The sequence below is a fragment of the Thalassospira sp. HJ genome (assembly GCF_000948415.1).
In the GTDB taxonomy this organism is placed as follows: Bacteria; Pseudomonadota; Alphaproteobacteria; order Rhodospirillales; family Thalassospiraceae; genus Thalassospira.
This window is the reverse complement of the sequence record NZ_JYII01000003.1, coordinates 20,276-38,273: the sequence shown is the minus strand read 5'-3', so window position 1 is coordinate 38,273 and position 17,998 is coordinate 20,276. Positions and strand designations below refer to the sequence as shown.

Annotated in this window: 17 protein-coding genes; 12 read left to right on the top strand and 5 right to left on the bottom strand. The window is 55.5% G+C overall.

The window, feature by feature from the left end; translation table 11 throughout:
* Positions 1-234 precede the first annotated feature (234 nt).
* From pdhA to UF64_RS00845, 6 genes are all read left to right on the top strand, one after another.
* The gene (gene pdhA, locus UF64_RS00870) at positions 235-1,248 is read left to right on the top strand and encodes a pyruvate dehydrogenase (acetyl-transferring) E1 component subunit alpha (protein WP_044826743.1); all 1,014 of its coding nucleotides are present in this window, start codon (positions 235-237) and stop codon (positions 1,246-1,248) included.
* A gap of 53 nt (positions 1,249-1,301) precedes the next feature.
* A complete protein-coding gene (locus tag UF64_RS00865; protein ID WP_044826742.1) occupies positions 1,302-2,744 on the top strand; it encodes a pyruvate dehydrogenase complex E1 component subunit beta in 1,443 nt (480 codons plus the stop codon).
* A gap of 64 nt (positions 2,745-2,808) precedes the next feature.
* Positions 2,809-4,128: a pyruvate dehydrogenase complex dihydrolipoamide acetyltransferase gene (locus UF64_RS00860; RefSeq protein WP_044826741.1), complete on the top strand. Its 1,320-nt coding sequence runs from the start codon at positions 2,809-2,811 to the stop codon at positions 4,126-4,128.
* A gap of 95 nt (positions 4,129-4,223) precedes the next feature.
* Positions 4,224-5,621 carry a dihydrolipoyl dehydrogenase gene (gene lpdA, locus UF64_RS00855; protein WP_044826740.1) on the top strand — a complete coding sequence of 466 codons (1,398 nt, stop codon included), beginning with the start codon at positions 4,224-4,226 and terminating at the stop codon, positions 5,619-5,621.
* Positions 5,622-5,746: 125 nt separating this feature from the next.
* Entirely contained in the window at positions 5,747-6,745 is a 999-nt protein-coding gene (gene lipA, locus UF64_RS00850) for a lipoyl synthase (protein ID WP_044826739.1), read from the top strand.
* Between the two features lie 49 nt (positions 6,746-6,794).
* Entirely contained in the window at positions 6,795-7,259 is a 465-nt protein-coding gene (locus UF64_RS00845) for a type II toxin-antitoxin system RatA family toxin (RefSeq protein ID WP_044826738.1), read from the top strand.
* Here the strand turns inward: UF64_RS00845 and UF64_RS00840 are convergent, their stop codons facing one another.
* Together UF64_RS00840 and UF64_RS00835 are read right to left on the bottom strand one after the other, a co-directional pair.
* Complete coding sequence (locus tag UF64_RS00840) at positions 7,260-7,751, bottom strand: CinA family protein (protein ID WP_200892624.1); 492 nt, start codon at positions 7,749-7,751, stop codon at positions 7,260-7,262.
* Positions 7,752-7,759: 8 nt separating this feature from the next.
* Positions 7,760-8,242: a phosphatidylglycerophosphatase A gene (locus UF64_RS00835; protein WP_044826890.1), complete on the bottom strand. Its 483-nt coding sequence runs from the start codon at positions 8,240-8,242 to the stop codon at positions 7,760-7,762.
* 222 nt (positions 8,243-8,464) lie between these two features.
* Between UF64_RS00835 and UF64_RS00830 the strand changes: the two genes are divergently transcribed.
* Both UF64_RS00830 and UF64_RS00825 read left to right on the top strand, forming a co-directional pair.
* The gene (locus tag UF64_RS00830; RefSeq protein ID WP_044826737.1) at positions 8,465-9,790 is read left to right on the top strand and encodes a M23 family metallopeptidase; all 1,326 of its coding nucleotides are present in this window, start codon (positions 8,465-8,467) and stop codon (positions 9,788-9,790) included.
* Positions 9,750-10,205: a polymer-forming cytoskeletal protein gene (locus UF64_RS00825; RefSeq protein WP_044826736.1), complete on the top strand. Its 456-nt coding sequence runs from the start codon at positions 9,750-9,752 to the stop codon at positions 10,203-10,205. The genes UF64_RS00830 and UF64_RS00825 overlap by 41 nt, the downstream gene beginning before the upstream one ends.
* A gap of 124 nt (positions 10,206-10,329) precedes the next feature.
* Here UF64_RS00825 and UF64_RS00820 read toward each other — a convergent pair whose 3' ends face one another.
* Both UF64_RS00820 and UF64_RS00815 read right to left on the bottom strand, forming a co-directional pair.
* Complete coding sequence (locus UF64_RS00820) at positions 10,330-11,028, bottom strand: haloacid dehalogenase type II (protein ID WP_044826735.1); 699 nt, start codon at positions 11,026-11,028, stop codon at positions 10,330-10,332.
* A gap of 98 nt (positions 11,029-11,126) precedes the next feature.
* Positions 11,127-13,151: a lytic transglycosylase domain-containing protein gene (locus UF64_RS00815; RefSeq protein ID WP_044826734.1), complete on the bottom strand. Its 2,025-nt coding sequence runs from the start codon at positions 13,149-13,151 to the stop codon at positions 11,127-11,129.
* Positions 13,152-13,359: 208 nt separating this feature from the next.
* Here UF64_RS00815 and dapA point away from each other — a divergent pair, with 208 nt between their 5' ends.
* The 4 genes from dapA (at position 13,360) to UF64_RS00795 (ending at position 16,114) form a co-directional block, all read left to right on the top strand.
* Complete coding sequence (gene dapA / locus UF64_RS00810; RefSeq protein ID WP_044826733.1) at positions 13,360-14,241, top strand: 4-hydroxy-tetrahydrodipicolinate synthase; 882 nt, start codon at positions 13,360-13,362, stop codon at positions 14,239-14,241.
* Positions 14,242-14,258: 17 nt separating this feature from the next.
* The gene (gene smpB, locus UF64_RS00805; protein WP_044826732.1) at positions 14,259-14,735 is read left to right on the top strand and encodes an SsrA-binding protein SmpB; all 477 of its coding nucleotides are present in this window, start codon (positions 14,259-14,261) and stop codon (positions 14,733-14,735) included.
* A 139-nt stretch (positions 14,736-14,874) separates the two neighbouring features.
* A complete protein-coding gene (locus UF64_RS00800; protein ID WP_082049448.1) occupies positions 14,875-15,540 on the top strand; it encodes a sulfite oxidase-like oxidoreductase in 666 nt (221 codons plus the stop codon).
* An 82-nt stretch (positions 15,541-15,622) separates the two neighbouring features.
* Positions 15,623-16,114, top strand: coding sequence for a glutathione peroxidase (locus tag UF64_RS00795; RefSeq protein WP_044826730.1), 492 nt, complete (start codon positions 15,623-15,625; stop codon positions 16,112-16,114).
* A 39-nt stretch (positions 16,115-16,153) separates the two neighbouring features.
* On the opposite strand, the gene recQ is transcribed toward UF64_RS00795, so the two are convergent.
* Entirely contained in the window at positions 16,154-17,998 is a 1,845-nt protein-coding gene (gene recQ / locus UF64_RS00790) for a DNA helicase RecQ (RefSeq protein WP_235284918.1), read from the bottom strand.

Sequence of the window (17,998 nt, the reverse complement as noted above, 5' to 3'; positions counted from 1 at the left end):
GTTTTAAGGCATTCTTCCAAGTCGCTGAAAACCCTACAACTCTGCAAAAACGCGTAAATACACAAATTAACCAAAAACGGGTTTATTTGTGATTGTGCGTTGCAAAACAACAGTTTAATCGAGGTTAGATTGCTTGCCCTTGTGGTCTGTTTTCGGTAGTCATTTCGGTGGTCCAGTACCGAATTAAGCGCTCATACATGATGCTTAAGCGATAGCCATCCACCGGGAGGAAACATGGCGACCACACCAAAACGTAAACGCGGCACTACGCGCGCTGACAACCAGGCGAGCAGTGACGATCTCCTCAAATATTACCGTGAAATGCTTCTGATCCGCCGCTTTGAAGAAAAAGCCGGTCAGCTGTATGGCATGGGGCTCATCGGTGGTTTCTGCCACCTTTATATTGGGCAGGAAGCCGTTGTTGTCGGCATGCAGGCCGCAGCATCGGACGAAGACGGTGTTATCACCAGCTATCGTGATCACGGCCACATGCTTGCAACAGGCATGGATGCAGCCGGTGTCATGGCCGAACTGACGGGCCGCGAAGGCGGTTATTCCCGCGGTAAAGGCGGCTCGATGCACATGTTCTCCAAGGAAAAGAATTTCTATGGTGGGCACGGTATCGTGGGTGCGCAGGTTCCGCTCGGAACCGGTATTGCTTTCAGCTACAAATATCGCGGTGAGAACCGGGTCTGCATGACCTATCTTGGTGACGGTGCTGTCAACCAGGGTCAGGTCTATGAAGCCTTCAACATGGCAGCGCTTTGGCAGCTTCCGGTAATCTACTGCATCGAGAACAACCAGTATGCGATGGGCACCTCGACCCAGCGTCACTCGTCCAGCCCGGACCTGTATGAACGCGGCAAGGCCTATGGCATCCCCGGTGAACAGGTTGACGGTATGGACGTTCTGGCGGTGAAGGCTGCTGGTGAACGTGCTGTGGCGCATTGCCGTGAAGGCAAGGGGCCTTACATCCTGGAACTTAAAACCTATCGTTATCGCGGGCATTCCATGTCCGACCCGGCGAAATACCGGACCAAGGACGAGCTCGACAAAATGCGTAAAGAGCACGATCCGATCGATATGGTCAAAAAGCTCCTGATCGACGGCAACATCGTTGATGAAGCCGGTCTGAAAGACATCGACAAGGAAGTTAAGGCCGAAGTCGCAAAAGCGGCCGAGTTCGCGCAAAACAGCCCGGAACCGGATGTTTCCGAACTGTTTACCGACATTCTGATCGACGCGTGATCGCAAAGACTGCGAACCGCTTTTGAACGATATTTCCCGGGAGAGAGGGAACAATGCCGATTGAAGTTTTGATGCCGGCCCTGTCGCCGACCATGACCGAAGGCACACTTGCCAAATGGAACGTCAAGGAAGGCGATACTGTCGCATCCGGTGACGTGATCGCAGAAATCGAAACCGACAAAGCCACGATGGAAGTCGAGGCCGTAGACGAGGGCACCATTGGTAAGCTCGTTGTTGATGCCGGTACCGAGAATGTCGCGGTCAATCAGGTGATTGCCTATATCCTCGAAGAAGATGAAGACGCGTCCGCACTCGATAACGTGTCCGCATCGTCCGCACCGAAAGCAGAGGCCGCACCGGCCAAGGAAGAAGAAGCATCTTCTGACGAAGCCCCGGCTGCTGCGTCGTCAAGCGCTGCGCCGGTTTCGGCCAGTGGTGCGATTGAACGTTCGGAAGCTGAGCCGCGCGCAATGAGCGTGATGAACAGCACTCAGGACGAAAAGACCTATACCAGCTTTAAAACCCAGACCGTGCGTGAAGCCCTGCGTGATGCAATGGCCGAAGAAATGCGCACCGACGAGAATGTTTTCGTCATGGGTGAAGAAGTTGCTCAGTATCAGGGTGCCTACAAGGTTACCCAGGGTCTTCTGGACGAGTTCGGTGACAAGCGTGTGATCGATACCCCGATCACCGAGCATGGCTTCACCGGCCTTGCAACCGGTTCTGCCTTTATGGGGCTGAAGCCGGTTCTGGAATTCATGACCTTTAACTTCGCAATGCAGGCGATCGACCAGATCATCAACTCTGCTGCGAAAACCCTTTATATGTCCGGTGGCCAGCTTGGTTGCCCGATCGTGTTCCGTGGCCCGAACGGTGCTGCGTCGCGCGTCGGTGCCCAGCACTCGCAGTGCTATGCATCTTGGTATGCACATTGCCCGGGCCTGAAGGTTGTTGCACCGTGGTCGGCAGCAGATGCCAAAGGCCTGCTTAAGGCAGCCATCCGCGATCCGAACCCGATTGTCTTCCTTGAAAACGAAATCATGTACGGTCAGAGCTTCGAAGTGCCTGATGATGATGATTTCGTCCTGCCGATCGGTCAGGCCAAGATCGAACGCGAAGGGACCGATGTCACCATCGTTGCTTTCTCGATCATGGTTGGCAAGGCGCTTAAAGCAGCTGAACAGCTGGCAGAGCAGGGCATCTCGGCAGAGGTCATCAACCTGCGCACCATCCGTCCGCTGGACGTGAACACCATCGTGCGTTCGGTGATGAAGACCAACCGTCTGGTGACTGTCGAAGAAGGCTGGCACTTCTCGGGTATTGGTGCGGAAATCGCGTCTGTTGTGATGGAACATGCATTTGATTACCTCGATGCACCGGTTGCCCGTGTAACCGGCGAAGACGTTCCGATGCCGTATGCTGCCAACCTGGAGGCGCTTGCGCTTCCGCAGGACAGCCACATCGTCGCCGCGGCCAAGGCCGTTTGCTATCGCTAAGTAAGACGGACAGGGGCAGGTCGCGGGTCAAACCGCGCCGCCCCGTTACCGGGAGAATGCGTTCATGCCTGTAAAAGTATTGATGCCGGCCCTGTCGCCGACCATGACCGAAGGCACCTTGGCGAAATGGCACGTCAAGGAAGGCGACACCGTTGAGTCGGGTGACGTCATCGCCGAAATCGAAACCGATAAAGCCACCATGGAAGTCGAAGCTGTCGACGAAGGCAAAATCGGTAAAATCCTTGTTTCCGAAGGCAGTGAAAATGTTGCGGTGAACGAAGTCATCGCATTGCTTTTGGAAGAAGACGAAGACGAAAGCGCGCTTGAAGGTGCGGATACCTCGGCAGCAAGCACGGGTGGTGGCGACAGCGCCCCGACCGCAAGCGATGCCAAAGAGGAAAAAGCACCGGCAGCATCGGGTGGCGACAAGCCGGCCCCGGCTGCACCGGTTTCCGGTGGCGAGCGTATCAAGGCAAGCCCGCTTGCGCGTCGTATTGCTGCGAATGAAGGTGTTGAGCTTTCCGGCGTTTCCGGTTCGGGCCCGCGTGGTCGTATCGTCAAACGTGACGTGGAAGCCGCAATGTCGTCCAAACCGGCAGAGAAATCAGCCGCGTCCGAGGACAAGAAATCCGATGCCGCACCGGCAGCAGCTTCTGCACCGGCCGCATCTGGCTGGAACCCGGATCTTACCGGTCTTCCGGAATACGAAGAAATTCCGAACAGCGGCATGCGCAAAACCATCGCGCGTCGCCTGACCGAGTCCAAGCAGCAGGTTCCGCATTTCTATCTGACGGTGGATTGCGAACTCGACAATCTGTTGGCAACCCGCAAGCAGCTGAATGAAAAGGCGGGCGAGGGTGTCAAGATTTCGGTCAATGACTTCATCATCCGTGCGGTTTCGCTGGCACTGAAAAAGGTTCCGGCTGCGAACTCCATCTGGACCGACAAGGCGACCCTTCAGTGCAAGAAACAGGATATCTCGGTGGCGGTTGCCATCGAAGGTGGCCTGATCACGCCTGTGGTTCGTGATGCTGGGTCCAAAGGCCTTGCGGAAATCTCGACCGAGATGAAGACGCTGGCTGGCAAGGCACGCGACGGCAAACTGATGCCGGAAGATTATCAGGGTGGGACGTTCTCTGTATCCAACCTTGGCATGTTCGGTATCAAGGAATTCTCCGCGATCATTAACCCGCCGCAGGGCTGCATCCTGGCCGTTGGTGCGGGTGAACAGCGTCCGGTCGTCAAGGACGGCGCGCTGGCAATCGCCACTGTCATGAGCTGCACCCTTTCTGTTGACCACCGTGCGGTCGACGGCGCGGTCGGTGCAGAGTTCATGGCCGAATTCAAAAAGCTTATTGAAGATCCGCTGAGCATGCTGCTCTGAGGGTCCAAAGTTGCGCGGGGGCTTTAACAAGTCCCCGCAAGCATTTGAATTTCAAGACCTGTGACCATTAATGGGCAGGCAAAGGAGATCCTACGATGGCGGATAGCAATTTCGACGTAATCGTGATTGGTGCTGGCCCGGGTGGTTATGTAACCGCAATCCGTGCGGCCCAGCTTGGCCTGAAAACGGCTGTTGTCGAGCGTGAACATGTTGGTGGCATTTGCCTGAACTGGGGCTGTATCCCGACCAAGGCGCTGCTGCGTTCGGCGGAAGTTTATCGCAACATGCATCATGCAAAGGATTATGGCCTTTCGTGCGAAAAGCCGGCCTTTGACCTTGATGCCGTGATCCAGCGTTCGCGTGGTGTGTCCAAGCAGCTGGCGGGTGGTGTTGGTCATTTGCTCAAAAAGAACAAGGTCACCGTGATCACGGGTGAAGCCAAGTTCGACGGCCCGAAAAAGATCGTGGTCGAAGGCAAGGACAAGGGCACCTATACCGCCAAGAATTACATCATTGCGACCGGTGCGCGTGCACGCTCGCTTCCGGGGCTTGAGGCCGATGGCAAGGTGGTTTGGGATTACAAGAAGGCGATGACGCCGGACAAGATGCCCAAAAGCCTTGTTGTGGTCGGTTCCGGTGCCATCGGCATCGAATTTGCCAGCTTCTATCACACCATGGGTGCCGATGTGACCGTGGTTGAAATCATGCCGCAGATCATGCCGGTCGAGGACAAGGAAGTCGCCGGCCTTGCACAGAAGATGATGACCAAGGACGGGATGAAGATTCTGACCGAAGCCAAGGTCGCCAATCTCAAGCGCAATGCCGACAATGTTGTCGTCACGGTTGAAACCAAGGACGGCAAGAAGCAGGAACTCACCGTTGATCGCGTGATTTCCGCAGTTGGCGTCATTGGCAATACCGAGGGTCTTGGTCTTGAAACCACCAAGGTCAAGGTTGATCGCAACGTGATTGGCACCGATGAATATTCGGCAACCGCAGAGCCGGGCATTTACGCCATTGGTGACGTTGCAGGCCCGCCGATGCTGGCCCACAAGGCAGAGCATGAAGGCGTGATCTGCATTGAAAAGATTGCCGGTGTCAAAGGCGTTCATCCGCTTGATCCGCGCAAGATCCCGGGTTGCACCTATTGCCATCCGCAGGTCGCAAGTGTTGGCCTGACCGAAGCCAAGGCGAAAGATGCCGGCTATGAAGTCAAGGTTGGCAAGTTCCCGTTCATCGGCAATGGCAAGGCGGTTGCCCTTGGCGAGGCCGAAGGTCTGGTGAAAACCGTGTTTGATGCCAAGACCGGTGAATTGCTTGGCGCGCACATGGTTGGTGCCGAAGTGACCGAGCTGATCCAGGGCTTTGTGGTTGCGATGGGTCTTGAAACGACCGAGGAAGATCTGATGCATACGGTCTTCCCGCATCCGACGCTTTCGGAAATGATGCATGAGTCGGTCCTTGACGCCTATGGCCGTGCGATCCACTTCTAAAGCTTGAGACATTGTGTCGTGCCGGGCAGACATGCCCGGTATGATCACTTTTGACGAATGTCGGTTTGACAAATGCGCGGCGTGGCGGCAAATTGCCGCCCGTCCAATCCTTCGGAGGTAACTCTATGTCGACGGCGCCCAGCGAACAGAAAACAGTTCGTCACCCGGAAAAACAGAAACGGCCAGATCGCCCATCGGGGCGCAAACCGTCCTGGATCAGGGTCAAGGCTCCGACCTCCAAGGGCTATCAGGAAACCCGCGACCTTGCGCGTGGCCTGAACCTTCATACCGTGTGTGAAGAAGCCGCATGCCCGAATATCGGCGAATGCTGGCAGAAAAAACACGCATCCTTCATGATCATGGGCGACACCTGCACGCGTGCCTGTTCGTTCTGCAACGTCAAGACCGGCATGCCGAACGCGCTTGATCCGTTCGAGCCGGAAAACTTGGCGATGGCGGTTGCTGACATGCAGCTCAAGCATGTTGTGATCACCTCGGTTGACCGTGATGATCTGGCCGATGGCGGGGCCGCGCATTTTGCCCGCGTGATTGAAGCGATCCGTCACAAGTCGCCGGAAACGACGATTGAAATCCTGACCCCGGACTTCCGTGACAAGCCCGGTGCGGTCGAAATCGTTGCCAAGGCCCGTCCGGATGTGTTCAACCACAACCTTGAAACGGTTCCGCGGCTTTATACCAACATCCGTCCGGGCGCACGTTACTATCAGTCGCTGCGCATTCTGGACCGGGTCAAACAGATTGACCCGACGATCTTCACCAAATCCGGCCTGATGGTCGGTCTGGGCGAAGAGCGCAAGGAACTGGCACAGGTGATGGATGATCTGCGTGTTGCAGATGTCGACTTCCTGACGATTGGCCAGTATCTGCAGCCGACCCTTAAGCACGAACCGGTGCACAAATTCGTCACGCCTGACGAATTTAACGATTATGCATCGATGGCGCGTGGCAAGGGTTTCCTGATGGTTTCGGCAACGCCGCTGACGCGGTCGAGCTATCACGCGGACCGCGACTTTGAACAGTTGCGCGAAGCACGTGAGAAGAAGCTTGCCGCCGCAGAAGCAGCCAAAGCCAAGGCAGAGCAGGCCGTGACCGCGGCACAGTAATCCGCTTAGCAGTTTTACCGCAGACCACGACGATCAGGGGAGATATCGAGTGCCGACGCATGCAGAGCGCAGGAAACTGCCCTATACGCCGGAACAACTCTTTGATCTCGTCGCGGATATCGATTCCTACTCGGAATTTCTGCCGTGGTGTGTCGCATCACGCGTGCGCAAGCGCGATGGGAATGTGCTTCAGGCTGATCTGGTGATCGGGTTTAAGATGTTTCGCGAGAAATATACATCCAAGGTCACCCTGCAGCGCCCGGATCGGGTCGATGTAGAATATCTGCAGGGGCCGTTCAAGTACCTCAATAATCACTGGGTGTTTGAAGAGGATGAAGACGGCGGCACCTGGCTTGATTTCTTTGTCGATTTCGAGTTCCGCTCAGCCCTGTTGCAGAAAATGATCGGTGTCGTGTTTAACGAGGCCGTCAAGCTGATGGTCGGCGCGTTTGAAACCCGCGCACGCGAAGTTTACGGCACGCCGACATTGCCGGACCCGAAAAATCAGGGCTGATCAGCCCAGAATTTCCTCAATCAAAGCGAATGCTCTTAGGACGGTTGCCTTGCGCACAGCATGGCGATCACCGGGAAACACGACATGGGTCGTGATGGTGTCCCGTCCCTTGGCCGCACAGCCGAAATGAACCAACCCGACAGGCTTGGTATCCGTGCCGCCGCCCGGACCGGCAATACCGGTAACAGAGACGGCGATGGTGGCATTGGGGGCACGATCGAGTGCGCCCTCGCACATAGCGCGCGCCACCGGTTCCGAGACAGCGCCGAATTCCGCCAGCAGGTCGTTGCCGACACCAATCAGGCTGTGCTTGGCTTCGTTCGAATAGGTGACAAAGCCGCAATCGACGACCGATGAACTGCCATCAACGCCGGTCAGCGTGCCGGTGATCAGGCCACCGGTACAGGATTCGGCCGTTGCGATCATTTCGCCCTTGGCCTTGCACTTGGCGATCAGGGCGCTTGCAGCGTTTAGAAGGTCGGTATCATTCATCATCAGGCTCATCCCACGGTCAGGTGAACAATGATGACCAGCGAAATCATGGCAAAGACGCCGGCCAGCACATCATCAAACATGATGCCAAAGCCGCCACCAACCCGACGGTCTACCCAGCGTATCGGCCAGGGCTTGATCACGTCAAATATTCGGAATGCCACAAAGGCGATGAAGAGCCATGCGACATCCATCCAGACACCGGCGAGTGGCACAACAAGCAGGCACATCCATTGACCGACGACCTCATCAATCACGATTTCACCGGCGTCATGAATGCCAAGCATATGGCTGTAAAGATGGGCGACCCAGATCCCGATGGCAAAAACCGCGATGCTGGCAAGAATCAGCGCAGTGTTGCCACCATACGCCCAGATCAGCCAACCAAAGGGCAGGGCGGCAAATGATCCGGCTGTGCCGGGGGCTTTCGGGCTTTTGCCGCTATAGCACCAGGTGGCAGCGAATGTGATCAGAAATCGGGAAAAGGCCATTTGCAGCAAACGCATATGATGTGAAAGATGGTGATACCTATCACAGGGTCGGGCTGCTATGTGAAAATTTTGCAATTAAGGATGTGTTAACATGCTTGCTTGGAGGCCGAGTTAAAGGTAGCGTAAAGAAAAGACAAAAAAGTCTCTGGCGGGGTCAAAGAAACTCTTCACAACCGGGCAAACCGGACGTGCATACGGGCAACTAGGGGTTAGACACTGAATATGTCGGCGTTTGAACGCATTCGTCGGTTGGTGGATAAATGGTTTCCGGATCGGCAATTGCTTATCCGGTCAAATGATTCTGTTTACCAGCTTCGGCTTGGAAAATACGCGCAGGTCGCGTTGGCCTCTTTTGGGGCCGCAGTTATTACCTGGACGGTCGGCGTTACAGGTTATAGCTGGTACCTTGATCAGCGTCTTGCAATGCGTGAAGAGCAGCTTTTCAGAAGCGAGCTTTCCTATAACCGTCTGATTGCCCGTGTAACCGAAAGCCAGCGCCGGTTTGGCGAGATTACCGCCCAGATGGAAGACACCCATCGCAATCTGTTGTCGATGGCTGAGAAGAACCTGCAGCTTCAGGCGCGGGTCCAGGATTATACCTCCAAACTTGCGACCAGCGAGAAGGAGAAAGTCCAGATTTCAGCCATTCGCACATCGATGGATAACCAGATGAATGCGCTGCAGGGGCAGATTGACGGGATTACCAACCGCAACCTTGCACTGCGCGATGAGCTTGAAACTGTTGAGACCGTGATGTCGCGGGTCATGCGCGAGCGCGATCAGGCGTTGCAGCGTTCCAAAAAGCTTCAGGGTGAGCTAAGCGAAGCGCGTCAGCGTATTGCGGATCTGCATTCGATCCAGCAGCAGGCGATGCAGCGCGTTGCCCAGACGGCAGATAGCACCATTCTCGAACTTGAGAATGTGCTTGAGATGACCGGCCTGCAGCCGGAAGCCTTCATCCTGCCGCCGATGAAACCGCAGCAGCCGGGCGTTGGTGGCCCGTTCGTGGCCTTTGAGCCCGAGCACCCGCAGGACGAAGAATTTGTCAATACGGCAGTGGCGCTTAATGATCGCATGGATCATCTGGCCAATCTGCATGACAGGATAAAGAAGACGCCAATCGGGGAACCGGCGGCGAAATACTATCTATCGAGCTCGTTCGGTAAACGGAAAGACCCGATCAATGGTCGCTGGGCTTTTCATTCCGGTGTTGATCTTGCCGGACCGATCAAGACACCAATTCTTGCAACAGCACCGGGTAAAGTGGTGCATGCGGGATGGAGTGGCAAATACGGGAAGATGGTCGAAATCGACCATGGGAATGGTATCCACACCCGTTATGGCCACCTTTACAAGGTCCTCGTAAAGAAGGGCGACGAAGTGCAGTACCAGGACGAAATAGCGCTGATGGGCAGTACCGGACGAAGCACCGGTAGCCATGTGCACTACGAAGTTCGGGTTCATGATAAGCCGGTCAATCCTGTGAAATTTATTGAGGCGGGACGTTATGTTTTCAAAAGCGAGCAAGACGACACAAACGACGAATAAAAGCAGCGGCAACACGACTGCTGAGAAAAAGGGTGGCCTGTCGGTCATCAATGCTGATCTCCGTGTTACCGGTGATCTGATTTCGGAATCCGATGTTCAGGTGGATGGTTCGGTCAATGGCGATATTCGCACCCGGACCCTGACGATCGGCCAAAGCGGCGAAGTCCGCGGCGAAATCGTTGCCGAGAAAATTCGCATTTGCGGCACCGTTATCGGTCAGGTCCGTGCAAAGGATGTATCTCTTTCCGATACCGCGCGCATGATCGGTGACATTCTTCATGAAAGCCTGTCGATCGAGCCAGGCGCACATATCGAAGGCCATTGCCGCCGCATCGAAGGTGTGGAAGAAGGCGGTCTGACGGTTATTCAGGCGGGCCAGGTGGTTGCCGCCAACGTGAAGAAAGAAAACAAATAATCGCTTAAGTGATTTCTTCCGGTTTTGAATGGCGGGTCCGGCCATTTCACCAATCGGATGCAGAAACAAAAAAAGGCAGGTTCCAAATTCGGAACCTGCCTTTTTCTTTGTGGGTATGTGCCGATCAAGCCTTTTGCGGTTCGCCAACCAGTGGCAGCAATTCATCCAGGCCGTTCAGAACCACATCTGCGCTGTGTGACAGGCGTTCGGCCGGATTGTGTGCCCGGTTGATCCAAGCGGTGCGGAAACCGAAATGACCGGCACCGGCAATATCCCAGCCGTTTGACGACTGGAAGGAAATCTCGGCCGGTTCGACTTCAAGCTTGTCGACAGCGAGCTGATAGACATCCGGATGCGGCTTGTAGGTTTTGAGATCATCAACACAGATGATGTGATCAAACAGCGTCAGGATGCCGGATGTCTTCGCCGCCGAGATCAGCATGTGCTTGGCACCGTTGGACAGGATGGCAAGCTTGTGTCCCTGATCTTTCAGCGATTTCAGGGTTTCGACCACTTCCGGGAAAGTATCAAGCGACAGATAGGTTTCCATCAGCTTGGCACGCAGGACCGGGTCCCTTTTGCCAATCTGATCAAGCGCGTAATCAAGTGCATCCCCGGTCACCGTCCAGAAATCGGCAAAATCGCCCATCAGGCTGCGCAGCCAGGTATATTCCAGCTGTTTCTGACGCCAGAGCGATGACAGGCGGTCTGCCTCGTCACCGACACTGTCGCGCAGCTTGGCGACGGCCGATCCAACGTCAAACAGGGTGCCATAGGCATCGAAAACAAAAGCACGGCAGGAAGACAGTGCATTATCGGACATATTGCTGACCTCTTCTGACAAGCAGTGTTGATCAAATATGGGGTGATTGCGCGCAAGCGCAAATCAGGGTGCCCAAGACAGAGCCCCCTGAAGCCACGTTATTCGGCGTCGCCTTGACCCATTGCGATCTCGTCCCGGGCAAAACGCCGGCGATAGACATAAGTTCCTTCCATTACGCGCTGAACGTAATTTCGGGTCTCGCTATAGGGGATCATTTCGATCCAGTCGACCAGATCAACCTCGGGATCGCGCGGATCACCATATTCGTTGATCCATTGGCGCACCCGGGTCGGACCGGCATTGTAGCTGGCGATTGTCAGGACTTCCTGACCATCCCAGCGGTCCAGCAACCGCCGGATATAGGCACGACCAACCGCGATGTTAAAGGACGGGTCCTCGGTCAAACGGTCGGTGTCGTAATCGAGTTTGAGTGACTGCGCCATGCGTTTGGCCGTGGCGGGCATCAGCTGCATCAGACCACGCGCACCAGCAGACGAAATCGCCTGCGGGTTAAACAGACTTTCCTGACGCATGATGGCATGCACCAGTGCCGGATCGGGTGCCCGGCCAAGCGGAACCTGTTCATGGATCGGGTAGGCGGCATCAAGATAGCCACTGCCGGTACGGATGCTGCGTTTGGCAGCAAGGATACCAAGGTCGGTGCGGCCATATTCACGCGCCAGATCGGTCGCCATGGCAAGGTATTCCGGCTCATCATGCTCATAAACGAGCGCCATGATGAACGGACGGATGATGTTGCCAAGCCCCATTTCGCCAAGCTTGCGCACGACCTGGGTCAGTTCCTGTGCCTCGAACTCGGCACGCTGTTCCGGTGTCGGAACCGGTTGTTCGACGGAATAGGATGGTTTTGTGCCGAGACGGTCGATGGCAAGCTGTCCATAGAAGGTGTGGGCGTGGTCGGCAGCAATTGTGTACCATTCCTTGGCGCGTTTTTCATCGCCAAGCTTCTCATTGGCGCGCCCGGCCCAATAGGCGCCACGCGCCAGACTGATCGGGTATTGCACCACGTCATAGAGGTTCTGGAAGTGGGTCAGCGCGATGTCGGCATCACCGAGGAATTCCAGCGCGATCCAGCCTGCATACCATTCGGCCTCGGCGATATCGCCGGCATCAACCTGACCATGGTTGGCAACAAGGCGATAGGCATCGGTGATATGGCCCTTTTGCAGGGCGCGGCGGGCCAGAATGGCCTTTTCCAGCCACCAGTATTGCGGACGGATCGAAATATAGGCGAGGTCATTGGCCTGCGAGAGCAAAAGGTCGCGGGCATCCTGATCGCGGTCCTTTTTACGGCGCCAGCGGACGCGTTCGTAAATCAGGCCGGGATCATCAACGTATTTTTCCGGTACGCGATTAATCGCACCATCAACACCACCACGCATGGCACGCAGCGACGCGCGGGCTTCGGCCAGACGACGGTAATCGTCGCTGACATATTTCATCATGCGCGCAGCCGTCGTCAGGCGACCTTCCCACAACAGGCGATCAAGACGCTGTTCGTGGGTTTCTTCATCAATATATTCGCCGTAACGATCCAGGAAGCGGCGTTCCTGACCGCGACCGAAATTCTCGTTAATCCAGCTGTGGCGTATCAGCGCTATGGCCGCAGACTCCTGACCAGCACCAAGCAACGCCTTTATCTGGCGGGTTGCACCATCGGCGGTGACGGGGGCAGAACGTTTGAACCATGCAAGGATTTCTTCATCGGGCACGGCATCGGTCATGGCTTCTTCGGCGCGCTGACGGAGCAGCGCCTGACTGGGCCATTTCGGATGGGCGTCAATGAAGGCGGTGATTTCTTCGAAGCTGTGATCGGAATTGGGCGCGGTCAGCAGCATCCATTCCGCTGCCTTTTGCAGCAGGGGATCATCAAAGTTGGTCAGGAGTTGCTTGAAGGTATCGGTCTTGCCGTCTTCAACAGCGTCCAGAAACGCGTTCAGACGGGCACGACTGACAGCAGAATAAAGCGGTGAGGGCGGCTGCGTGTGAAGAACACTGTCTTCATTCGTTGCGGCCTGCACCTGATAACTACCTGGTATCAGTATCGATAAGCCCAGTGCCAATGCGCAGACCGAGATCTTGCGGAAAGACGCTTGCGCCATGTGATGTTCCCCTTGTGCCTTACGGCAACGAATGCTCTCTCGAGCCGGGCATTATGGCAGTGAAATCGATAAAAGCCAAACAGTCCTGACGGGAATTTTTGCCCATCGTCCCGGATCGCCCGGATTATCGTATACAGTGCTTGCGGGAAACCCCAACAGCGGCTATTTTCGCGACCGCTTTCAATATATCCCGAATTTGGAGATCTCTATGTTTAAGGGTTCAATCACAGCTTTGATCACGCCATTCACGAAAGATGGTGCGATTGATGAAAAGGCGTTCCAGTCTTTTGTGGATTGGCAGCTTAAACAGGGCACGACTGGTGTTGTGCCAGTCGGAACCACTGGTGAATCTCCGACCCTTAGCCATGCCGAGCATCATCGCGTTGTCGAACTGGCACTTGAAGTTGCCAAGGGCCGTGGTCCGGTAATCGCCGGTACCGGTTCGAATTCGACCGCAGAAGCCTTGTCGCTGACCCGCCATGCGCAGAATGCCGGTGCGGATGCCGCACTTGTTGTGACACCGTATTACAACAAGCCGACCCAGAAGGGGCTGTATGCGCATTACAAAGCCATTCACGACGCGACCGATATCCCGATTGTGATTTACAACATTCCGGGCCGTTCGATCGTCGACATGAATGTCGACACCATGGCGGAACTGGCGAAATTGCCGCGCATTGTTGGTGTGAAAGATGCCACCAGTGATCTGGAGCGTCCGGCACTGACCCGTTTGGCAGCAGGTGCGGATTTCTGCCAGCTGTCGGGTGAAGACGGCACGATCGTTCCGTTCCTGGCACAGGGTGGTCACGGCTGTATTTCGGTGACGTCGAACATCGCACCGAAACTTTGCGCTGATCTGCATGCGGCCTGGGCTGCGGGGAACATTTCCAAGGCTCAGGAGTTGAATTATCGACTGATGCCGGTTCACAAGGCGATGTTCTGTGAATCCAGCCCCGGACCGGTGAAATACGCCGCCGAGCTTCTTGGTCTGTGCGGCAGCCATATGCGCCTGCCGATGGTCGAGATAGCCGAAGAAACAAAACGCAAGGTCGAAACCGCGCTCAAAAATGCCGGTATTCTCGGCCATTAAGCGATAACAAGCGTCTTATGGCACCCAAGAAAGAAACAAGTACCAACAAGGTTGTCGCGCAGAACAGGCGGGCCCGCTTTGACTTTTTCCTGACGGAAACGTTTGAAGCGGGTATCGCCCTGCGCGGTACTGAAGTCAAATCGCTGCGCGACGGCAAGGGCAACATTCAGGAGTCCTACGCCGAAGCGAAGAACGGCGAAGTGTGGCTGATCAACGCCTATATTCCTGAATATCAAAGCAAAATGCCGTTCGGTCACGAAGAACGCCGTCCGCGCAAATTGCTTTTGCACAAGCGCGAAATCAGCAAGATGCATGATGCCCTGAACAAGAAGGGTTTCACCCTTGTTCCGGTCAAACTGTATTTCAATGAACGCGGTATTGCGAAACTTGAACTCGCCATTGCCGAGGGCAAGAAGAAGGCCGACAAACGCGAAACCGTCAAGGAACGCGATTGGCAGCGCGACAAGGCACGCATCCTGCGCGATCATGGCTGATTGGGATATCGGTCGCAGCGATGTGATTTGCTGAGGCCTTGGGAAAAGAGATTAAATGGCGCGGACATGGTGAACATGTTGGCGCCATTTTTCGTATCAAGACTGGTAAAGCCAAGGTTTGGCAACAAAGGATACCCCGGTGACAGAAAGCTTTTCAGGCAAGATCAAGGACAAGCTGATTGCGGCCAAACGCAAATGGGCCGAAGACGGGCGCCTGATGACGGGTGCGCCGGACACTGCGCGCGAAAACCGGTTGCCGCCGGGCCAGCGCCTTGTCACCGATTGGCCAGTGCTTGATTTGGGTATCACGCCGCATGTCACAGCCGATGACTATCAGCTTGAAATCAACGGGCAGGTCAAAAAGCCCATGACATTGAGCTTTTCCGATCTGCTTGATCTGCCGCATGTCACCGCAAAGAACGATATTCACTGTGTGACCAGCTGGTCGCGCTATGACAATCACTGGCAGGGCGTTTTGGCAACAACCTTGGCAGAAATGGTCGGTCCATTACCGGCTGCGCGCCATGTGTTGTTTACCGCCCATGATGGTTACACGACCAATGTGCGGATTGAGCAGTTTCTTGATGATGATGTGTTGTTGGCCCATCATTGGGAGGGTGAGCCTCTGAGCGAAGAGCATGGCGGGCCGCTGCGCGTTGTGATCCCGAAGCTTTATTTCTGGAAGAGTGCAAAGTGGGTGCGCAAGATCACTTTTGCGCGGGATGACCGCCCGGGTTTCTGGGAAGAGCGTGGTTATCATAACAATGCCGACCCATGGACGGAGGAGCGATATGACACAGATTAATCGATGGAATGGAAAATGCCTTCAATTCGTTGTATTCTCTGTCTTTACTGTTTTTGTCGCGAGTTTGTCCTGGAGGGAGACAATGGCATCGGATGATGCACCATCGGCATATGATTTTTCTTTCCCGGCGATTGATGCCGGTGAAATCCATCTTTCAGAGTATAACGACAAGGTCGTTCTGCTGGTAAATACCGCCTCGATGTGCGGGTTTACGCCCCAATATACGGGCCTGCAAAAACTGTGGGAAGATTACCGCGACGAAGGGCTTGTTGTCCTTGGCGTGCCGTCGGCTGATTTCGGCGGGCAGGAATATAGCGAGGATGCCGATATCCTTGATTTCTGCGAGGTCAATTTTGATGTCGACTTCCCGCTGACATCAAAAACCACGGTCAAAGGCCCGGATGCGCATCCGTTCTATAAGTGGGCGGAGCAGGAACTGGGCGCGGACAATGCTCCGCAATGGAATTTCCACAAATATCTGATTGGCCGTGACGGCGAGCTTGTTCAAAGCTTTGATAGCCGGACCAAGCCGGAAGACGAGGAAATTGTCAGCGCCATTCGCGCAAGCCTCTAAGTCAGGTGGCACTGCCGGAACATCTGACAGGACGGCGGTCTACCGCCGTCCGTCCATGACATCGAGAAATGCCAATCCGTACTGATCAAGCTTCTTGACGCCGACACCGTTGATGGACGCCATGTCTTCAAGGGTGCGGGGCTTGAAACGTACCATTTCCCAAAGTGTGCGGTCGCTAAAGATCACATAGGGCGGGACGTTCTGGCTGGTGGCCAGTTCGCGACGCAGGGTGCGCAGGCGTTCCCAAAGATCGCGGTCTTCTTCGTTTTCGAATTCGGTATCGAAATCGCGCAGGCGCTTGGTCATCGCGCGCTTGCTTTCGCCGGGATCCTTGCGCATTTCGACGACTTTCTCACCGCGCAGAACCGGTCGGGATTCCTCGGTCAGGTAAACGCCACCATGGCCTTCGACATCGACCTGAAGGTAGCCCATGGCAAGGAGTTGGCGAAATACGGATCGCCATTGTGGCTGGGCGATATCCTTGCCAATCGCATAGACCGACAGCTTGTCATGTCCGTTCTGGCGGATTTTTTCGGTTTTACGGCCCATCAGGACTTCGATGACATGTGCCGGGCCAAAGCGTTGACCGGTGCGATAGACCGCCGAAAGTGCCTTGCGCGATGCCTGTGTTGCATCCCAGGTGTCGACCGGCTCAAGGCAGGTGTCGCAGTTTCCGCAAGGTTGATGCTGATCGTCGCCGAAATAGGACAGGATCACCTGACGGCGGCATTTGGTGGTTTCGGCCAAGCCGACCAACGCATCGAGCTTGCGCGATTCAATGCGTTTTTGTGCCTCGGGTGCCTCGGAACTTGCGACCATGCTGCGGATTGAAACGATGTCAGAGAGATCGTAATTCATCCAGGCATTGGCGGGCAGGCCATCACGCCCGGCACGACCGGTTTCCTGATAATAGGCTTCCATGCTTTTGGGCAGGTTGAGATGGGCGACAAAACGCACGTTGGGTTTGTCGATTCCCATGCCAAAGGCGACGGTCGCGCAAATGATCAGGCCGTCTTCGCGCAGGAAGCGGTCCTGATGTAGTTGGCGCGTTTCCTGTGTCAGGCCAGCGTGATAGGGGAGTGCCGGACGGCCATTATCGGAAAGCCATTGCGCGACATCTTCGGTTTTGCGTCGCGACAGGCAGTAAACAATGCCAGCATCTTCGGCATGTTCACGGTTGAGGAACGACAGCAGGCGCTGCTTGGCATTGCCCTTGGTTTCGATGCGATAGGTGATATTCGGGCGATCAAAACCGGTAATAAAGCATTGGGCATCGGTCAGATGGAGGTTTTCGGCAATGTCTTTGCGGGTAGGCGTATCGGCCGTTGCGGTCAGTGCGATGCGCGGAACATGCGAAAAGCGGGTTGGCAGCAGATCAAGACGACGATATTCCGGGCGGAAATCATGGCCCCATTGTGATACGCAGTGGGCTTCATCAATGGCAAACAGTGAAATGCTGATCCGGTCCAGCAAATTCAGGAACCGGTCAGAGGCAAAGCGTTCCGGGGCGACATAAAGCAGATCAATATCGCCATCAACGGCACGCGTTTCGATTTCGCGCGCGGCATCGGGGGCGAGGGTCGAATTGATAAAGGCGGCCTTCACACCCAGCTGGTTCAGCGCATCGACCTGATCCTTCATCAATGCAATCAGCGGTGATACGACAACCGCCGTTCCCGGACGGCAAAGGGCAGGGACCTGATAGCAAAGTGACTTGCCGCCGCCGGTCGGCATCAGGACGAGTGCGTCGTTGCCTGCGATAACATGATCAATGATTTCTGCCTGTTGGCCGCGAAAGCTGTCATAGCCGAAGACTTCTTGCAGCACGTCAATTGGCTGACGTTGTGCAGGTCGGTCGAGCAGGTCAGACATGGGCTCGGGCAT